8 protein-coding genes are annotated in these 6792 nt (G+C 65.9%); all 8 read left to right on the top strand.

What is annotated here, in order from left to right; genetic code table 11:
- The first annotated feature begins 109 nt into the window (after positions 1-109).
- A complete protein-coding gene (locus J7J55_01020; protein MCD6141295.1) occupies positions 110-670 on the top strand; it encodes a dCTP deaminase in 561 nt (186 codons plus the stop codon).
- A 4-nt stretch (positions 671-674) separates the two neighbouring features.
- Positions 675-1439: an FAD-dependent thymidylate synthase gene (thyX, locus tag J7J55_01015; GenBank protein MCD6141294.1), complete on the top strand. Its 765-nt coding sequence runs from the start codon at positions 675-677 to the stop codon at positions 1437-1439.
- 89 nt (positions 1440-1528) lie between these two features.
- Positions 1529-2104, top strand: a complete 576-nt coding sequence (gene xpt / locus J7J55_01010) for a xanthine phosphoribosyltransferase (protein ID MCD6141293.1) — start codon at positions 1529-1531, stop codon at positions 2102-2104.
- Positions 2105-2108: 4 nt separating this feature from the next.
- Entirely contained in the window at positions 2109-3632 is a 1524-nt protein-coding gene (gene guaA / locus J7J55_01005) for a glutamine-hydrolyzing GMP synthase (protein MCD6141292.1), read from the top strand.
- A 61-nt stretch (positions 3633-3693) separates the two neighbouring features.
- Positions 3694-4632 (top strand): aspartate carbamoyltransferase, encoded by a 939-nt coding sequence (gene pyrB / locus J7J55_01000; GenBank protein ID MCD6141291.1) that lies wholly within the window; start codon positions 3694-3696, stop codon positions 4630-4632.
- The gene (locus J7J55_00995) at positions 4625-5047 is read left to right on the top strand and encodes an aspartate carbamoyltransferase regulatory subunit (protein MCD6141290.1); all 423 of its coding nucleotides are present in this window, start codon (positions 4625-4627) and stop codon (positions 5045-5047) included. The genes pyrB and J7J55_00995 overlap by 8 nt, the downstream gene beginning before the upstream one ends.
- Positions 5044-6270 (top strand): dihydroorotase, encoded by a 1227-nt coding sequence (locus J7J55_00990; protein ID MCD6141289.1) that lies wholly within the window; start codon positions 5044-5046, stop codon positions 6268-6270. The genes J7J55_00995 and J7J55_00990 overlap by 4 nt, the downstream gene beginning before the upstream one ends.
- Positions 6248-6792 (top strand): orotidine-5'-phosphate decarboxylase (gene pyrF, locus J7J55_00985; protein ID MCD6141288.1); only part of this gene is annotated, 545 nt, incomplete at its 3' end. The genes J7J55_00990 and pyrF, both read left to right, overlap by 23 nt.

Below are 6792 nucleotides of genomic sequence, written 5' to 3'. Positions count from 1 at the left end.
AATGACTTGTGGGTTCGCCGCTGTGGTTTAACAACGCGAGTGCATCGTGCTATCATAAATGGCGGTAGGGCGTGTAATCGATGGTCGGCATTCAACGCAAAGGAGTGACATGAGATTCACCGGAATCCTGAACGATCGTGAGATAAAGGCACTATGCGTCGAAAGAGGGATGATCGAGCCGTTCGTCCCCCGGCAGGAAGGGAAGCCGTCCTACGGGCTCGGGAGCTTCGGATACGATCTGCGATTGGGGAGCAAGTTCCTCGTGCCGATCGGCGGGATAAACGCCGTGCTCGATCCGATCGATTTCCCTCGCGGCCATTTTCGCGAGATCGAGGTAACGGATACGCTGGAGATCGCGCCTGGATCGCAGGTGCTGGCTGAATCGGTGGAACGGTTCCGCATGCCCGACGACGTCGCCGGGGTGTGCTGGGGGAAGAGCTCTTACGCCCGCTGTGGATTGCTCGTCAATGTGACCCCGCTCGAGCCAGCCTGGAAAGGCGTTCTTACCTTGGAGTTAGCTAACTTATCACCACTTCCAATCAGGCTCCATGTCGGACAGGGGATCGCTCAGGTCGTCTTCTTCCGCGGTGGGCGGCCGGAGAGGACGTACGCCGAGAAGGAAGCGGGCGGGATCTACCAGGGGCAAACTGGTGTAACGCTACCGAGGTGAAGCGATGAAATACATAAAGAAAGTTGCTGAAACGGAGCTGTGGGGCTCGGGCAAGGTCGAGCTGTGGGACTTCTCGCGGGCGAACCAAAACCCCGAGTCGCGGGTCGAGGCGGTGGCGACCGTGGCGAGCATCTGTTACGGGAAGCCGCCCCGCGACGCGCGGAGGCTCGTTGAACGGCTGTGGACCGAGAGCGGCGGGCTTCCTTCATCGGCGTTTGAGTTCATCCGGGATGGAAGAAGACCCGGAATCGAGAACAGCCTGCGGAATAACCCCGACCTTGCCACCTACGCGGACGACCCCAAGACCACAGTCGATGAGCTTGCTGCCCGACATCGGGAGAACATCGCCACATTTCGAGTAAAGGCCCCGATCTTCGTCGCACGTCAGGTCATGCGTCACCGCCAGTTCAGCTATCAGGAGCTGAGCCGCCGCTACACCGACGACAGACGCGTCCCGCTCGATTTCTGGCTCCCGGAGGAGGATGAGATCGGAGCCGTGGCAGCAGAGCTGTGGCAGCTCGCCTCCGCGACGGAGGAGCGGATCTACCGGCTGTTGCGCGGGCTGAACGTGCGGGCAGAGATCGCGCGCGCCGTGTTGGGGACCGGACTGTACACCGAGTTCTGGATGATGGGGGATCGAGAGGCGTGGGCCAACTACTTCGCGCTCCGTCTTGACCGGCACGCGCAAAAAGAGCACCGCGACCTGGCACAGGCGATGCGGAACCTGCTCGCAGAACGGCAGCCGGAGTTCGCGATCGAGCTGCCGTGAACAGGATCAACGCCTGCATAGATCCGTGTTGTGATCGCCGTCTCACTGAGGCACAATCGGTCGGACAGACCATCGCAAGGAGGGTATAGATGCAGCTTCAGGACTGGGTTCAACGCTACGGTGTCGTGGTGGGGCCGGAATTCCTCCGGGTGGACGGGTTCCTCAACCACCGCATCGATCCGAAGTTCATGGAGGAGGTGGGTCGCCAGCTCGCCGACAGATTCGCTGCCGCAGATGTGAGTTGCGTGCTCACCGCCGAGGCGGCCGGGAACATCGTCGCCTACGAGGTGGCACGCCGGATCGGCGCCCGCGCCCTGTACGCCAAGAAGGGGCGCGCCGCGACGATGAACCGTCCGTTCGTCCGGTCAATCACCTCGCCCACCAAGGGGACCACGGTCGAACTGTCCGTCTCCAAGGACTATCTGAACGAGCAGGAGCGGGTCCTGATCGTGGATGACTTCCTCTACCGCGGCGACACCAGCTCCGCGCTGGCGGACATGGTGCGGGAGAGCGGGGCGACGCTCGTCGGGTTCGGGTTCGTGATCGCCAAGGAATTCGGGGAGGGACGGCGCGTGCTGACCCGCTACGGAGTGCCGATCGTGACGCTGGTATCGATCATCAGGATGGATCCGGAGACGGGGAAGATCGAGTTCGCTGCAGGATAGCACGATGAGCGTCGTCATCCTCGATTTCGGCTCGCAATACACCCGTCTGATCGCGCGGCGCATCCGCGAGCTCAACGCCTATTCAGTGATCCTGCCCGGAGATGCGCCGGTCGAGCGGATCGCTGCACACGACCCACACGCGGTGATCCTCTCCGGTGGCCCTGCCTCAGTGCTCGATCCGGATGCCCCGCGCCCGGATCCGGAACTATTCGACCTTGACCTGCCGATCCTGGGAATCTGCTACGGGATGCAGTACCTGGTGCACCGGTTCGGCGGCCGGCTCGTCACCACCGGAAGACGGGAGTACGGGCGCGCCGTGCTTACGTGGCACGACGGGCCGCTGTTCGCCGGGATCGACGAGGGTGCCATGCAAGTATGGATGAGCCATTCCGACGCCGTGGCCGCCCTTCCCCCGGGCTGGCGGGCGACGGCGGGGACGGAGGACAACCCGATCGCGGCGGTGGAATCCCCGGACGCCCGGATGTTCGGGGTGCAGTTCCACCCCGAGGTCGTGCACACCCCGCAGGGGAAGACGGTTTTGGCGAACTTCCTCCGCATCGCCGGTGTGCCGCTCGACTGGACCCCGGCTCGCACGCTGGAGCGGCTGATCGCTGAGGTGCGGGCCCGCACGGATGGGGGCAGAAAGCGCGTCCTGTTGGCGGTCTCCGGCGGGGTGGACTCCTCCACCCTGGCCCTGCTCCTCACCCGCGCCGGGGTCGACCATCTCGCGGTGTTCGTCGACCACGGCCTGCTGCGGCTGAACGAGCGGGAGCAGGTGGAGAACGCGCTGCGCCCGCTGGGGGTGAACCTGGTCACCGTGGACGCGAGTGAGCGGTTCATCTCCGCCCTCGCCGGGGTGGCCGATCCCGAGGAGAAGCGGAAGATCATCGGGCGCGAGTTCGTGGCCGCGTTCACGGACCAGGCGCGCCGGCACGGATCGTTCCACTTCCTCGCCCAGGGCACGCTCTATCCCGACGTGATCGAGTCGGCGGGGAGCACGGGCGCGGCGAACATCAAGAGCCACCACAACGTGGGCGGACTCCCGGAGAAACTCGGGTTCGAGCTGCTGGAGCCGTTCCGCTACCTGTTCAAGGACGAGGTGCGCGAGATCGCGCGCCTGCTCGGGCTGCCGGAGGAGATCCGCGAGCGCCATCCGTTCCCCGGGCCGGGACTGGCGATCCGCATCATCGGCGCGGTCACCCCGGAGAGGCTGCGCATCCTGCGGGAGGCGGATCATCTGTTCATCTCCGCCCTCAAGGAATCAGGTCTGTACCGGGAGACGTGGCAGGCGCTGGCGGTGCTCACCCCGGTGCGGAGCGTAGGTGTGGTCGGTGACGAGCGGCGCTACGGCTACATCCTCGCCCTGCGGGCGGTGACGAGCGTGGACGGGATGACCGCCGACTGGGCCCGCCTCCCGCACGATTTTTTGGATCAGGTCGCGTCGCGGATCACCCGCCGGATTCCAGAGATCGGCCGCGTGGTCTACGATATCACGAGCAAACCGCCGGCGACGATCGAGTGGGAATAATTTCACCCTTGTACAAGCGACCGCCTCGCTTATAATCCGGTCAAAACTCAAGGGGGTTGGTGTGACTGTAAACCACTTCCTCGGTTCTCTCGACTTCTCGCCCGAGGAGTACGAAGCCCTTTTCTCCCTCGCTTCTCAGATCATCGATTCTCCCGCCGACTACGCCGATCGCTGCGCCGGCCGGCTGATGGCGACCCTGTTCTACGAGCCGAGCACCCGCACCCGGCTGTCGTTCGAGGCGGCGATGCTCCGGCTGGGCGGGCGAGTGATCAGCGTGGCGAGCGCGAAGAGCAGCTCGGTGGCCAAGGGGGAGAGTCTGGGGGATACGGTGCGCACCGTCGGCGGATACGCCGATCTGATCGTCCTGCGCCATCCCAAGGAGGGGGCGGCGATCCTGGCGGCGGAGTACTCCCCGGTCCCGGTGATCAACGGCGGGGATGGGGCGCGCGAGCATCCGACGCAGACCCTGACAGACCTGTTCACCATTCATCGGTTCAAGGGGCATCTCGACGGCCTGACGGTCGCGTTCTGCGGCGACCTGCGCTACGGCAGGACGGTGCACTCGCTCGTCAAGGCCCTCGCCCGCTACTCCGACGTTCGGTTCATCCTGATCTCCCCGCCGGAATTGCGCCTGCCGGAGCGGATAAAGCGCGAGGTGGAGGAGATAAACCCGGCGGTGGCGCTTCGGGAGACGACGCGGATGGAGGACGGGCTGGAGGGCGCCGATGTCCTGTACATGACCCGCATCCAGAAGGAGCGGTTCTTCAACGAGGAGGACTACATCAAGCTGCGCGACACCTACATCCTCACCGCCGACCGGCTGCGTGCGGCGCCCGCGGAGATGATCGTCATGCACCCGCTTCCGCGGGTGACCGAGATCGACTACGCGGTCGACGCCGACCCGCGCGCGGTCTACTTCGAACAGGCGCGGCTCGGGATGTTCGCGCGCATGGCGCTGATCCTGCACCTGCTGGCGGAAAAGGAGGGCAAAGATGCTTAGGGTCGACCGAATCACCGCCGGGATCGTCATCGACCACATCCAGCCCGGCCAGGGGATGAAGGTGTTCGACCGGCTCGGGCTGCGGGATGCCGGTTACCCGGTGGCGCTCCTGATGAACGTGACGAGCAGCAAGATGGGGCGCAAGGACATCATCAAGATCTCGGATACGTTGGACCTCGACCTCACCATGCTCGGGCTCCTCGCCCCCGATGCCACCGTCAACTACATCGAAGACGGCGTGGTGACGCGCAAGGTCACCCCCGGGCTCCCCACACGGGTGGTCGGGCTGATCGAGTGCAAGAACCCGCGGTGCATCACCACGGTGGAGCGGCAGAGCATCTCCGTGTTCACTCTCGTCGATCGGGCCACGAAGGAGTACGAGTGCGCCTACTGCGGCGAGCGGGTCAGGGTGTGAGTGCGGGCCTTCTGATCACCGACGTCCGGCTGGTCGACGCGCGGAGCGATTTTCGGGGAGATCTCTACATCGAGGACGGCCTGATCCGCGCCGTCGGGACGGACCTGCGGGTTCCCGGGGCGGAGGTCCTCTCCGGGGAGGGGCGGACCCTCCTTCCGGCGTTCGTCGACCTGCACGCCCACTTCCGCGATCCGGGCTACCCGGAGAAGGAGGATATTCGCTCTGGGAGCGCAGCCGCGGTCCACGGCGGCTACACCGCGGTCGCGGTGATGGCGAACACCGATCCGGTCTGCGACCGCCCCGAAGTCGCCCGCTACATGAAAGAAAGGGCGGCCAATGCCGGGCTGGTCGAGCTGTATCCCGTGGGAGCGATCACCCATGGACTTGCCGGCGAGGAATTGGCCGACATGGACGGACTCGCCCCGCACGTGTGGGCGTTCTCCGACGACGGGCGCGGGGTGGAACGCACCGACGTGGCCCTCAGCGCGTTCCGCCGCGCCGCCGCGCTCGGTCGTCGGATCGCAGAGCACTCCGAATACCGCGGGATCGACGATCCGGCGCTGGCCGAGGAGCTGATGGTGAACCGCGATCTGCTCCTTTCCCGGCGCACCGGCGCCGCGCTCCACGTCGAGCACGTGAGCTCTCCCGGCTCGGTCGAGCTGATCGCCGCAGCGAAGCGGGCCGGAACCCGGGTCACCTGCGAGGTGACTCCGCACCACCTGTGCTTGGAGCCGGGCTACGCCGTGAACCCGCCCCTCGTCCCATCCACGGTCCGGGAGCATCTCATCGCTGCCCTCGCCTCCGGGGAGATCGACGCCGTCGCCACCGATCACGCCCCGCACACCGCGGCGGACAAGGATGGTGGAGCCCCGGGGATATCCGGGATCGAGACCGCGTTCTCTCTCCTCTACTCCCGGCTGGTGCGCCCGGGCCGGCTCGACCTGCGGATCCTCGTGCGGGCAATGGCGGCCGCTCCGGCGCGGATCCTCGGGCTGAACAAGGGATCGCTCGATGTCGGCCGCGACGGGGACGTGGTGCTGATCGAGGAGGACGAGGAGTTCACCGTGACCGAGGATTGGCTGCTATCGCGCGGGAAGAACACCCCGCTCATCGGGGAGAGGCTGCGCGGCAGGGTGTGGGCGACCGTGCGGCGCGGCGAGGTCGTCCACCTGGACGGGAAGATCCGGGAGAGGGATTTCGATGATCATCGATCGATTGTTTGACGGGGTTGCGGCCCGGGGACCGGTCTGCGTGGGGCTCGACACCTCGGTGGGGCTTCTGCCGGCATCGCTCCTCGCTAAGCTGCCGCCGGCGCGGGCGGTGCTCGCGTTCAACCGGGAGGTGATCGACGCCACGATCGACGTCTGCGCCTGCTTCAAGGTGCAGATCGCCCATTACGAGGCGCTGGGGGTGGACGGGCTGGCCGCGTACCGGGAGACGATTGCCTACGCGCACGAGAGAGGAGCCATCGTGATCGGGGACGTCAAGCGGGGGGACATCGCCTCCACCGGCGAGATGTACGCCCGCGCCCACCTCGCGGGGGAGTTCGCGGTGGACATGATCACCGTCAACCCGTACATGGGCTACGACGCGATCCGCCCGTATCTCCCGTATCTGGAGCATGGGGATAAGGGGATCTTCGTCCTGATCAGGACCTCGAACCCATCGGCGCGCGACTTCCAGGAGCTTGAGCCCGGTGGGCGGCCGCTCTTCTTGCACGTGGCGCATGCGGTCGCGGAGTGGGG

This window comes from Candidatus Bipolaricaulota bacterium, assembly GCA_021159055.1.
Lineage (GTDB): Bacteria > Bipolaricaulota > Bipolaricaulia > UBA7950 > UBA9294 > S016-54.
Note: the sequence above shows the minus strand (reverse complement) of the source record. Positions and strands in the feature narration are given on the sequence as shown.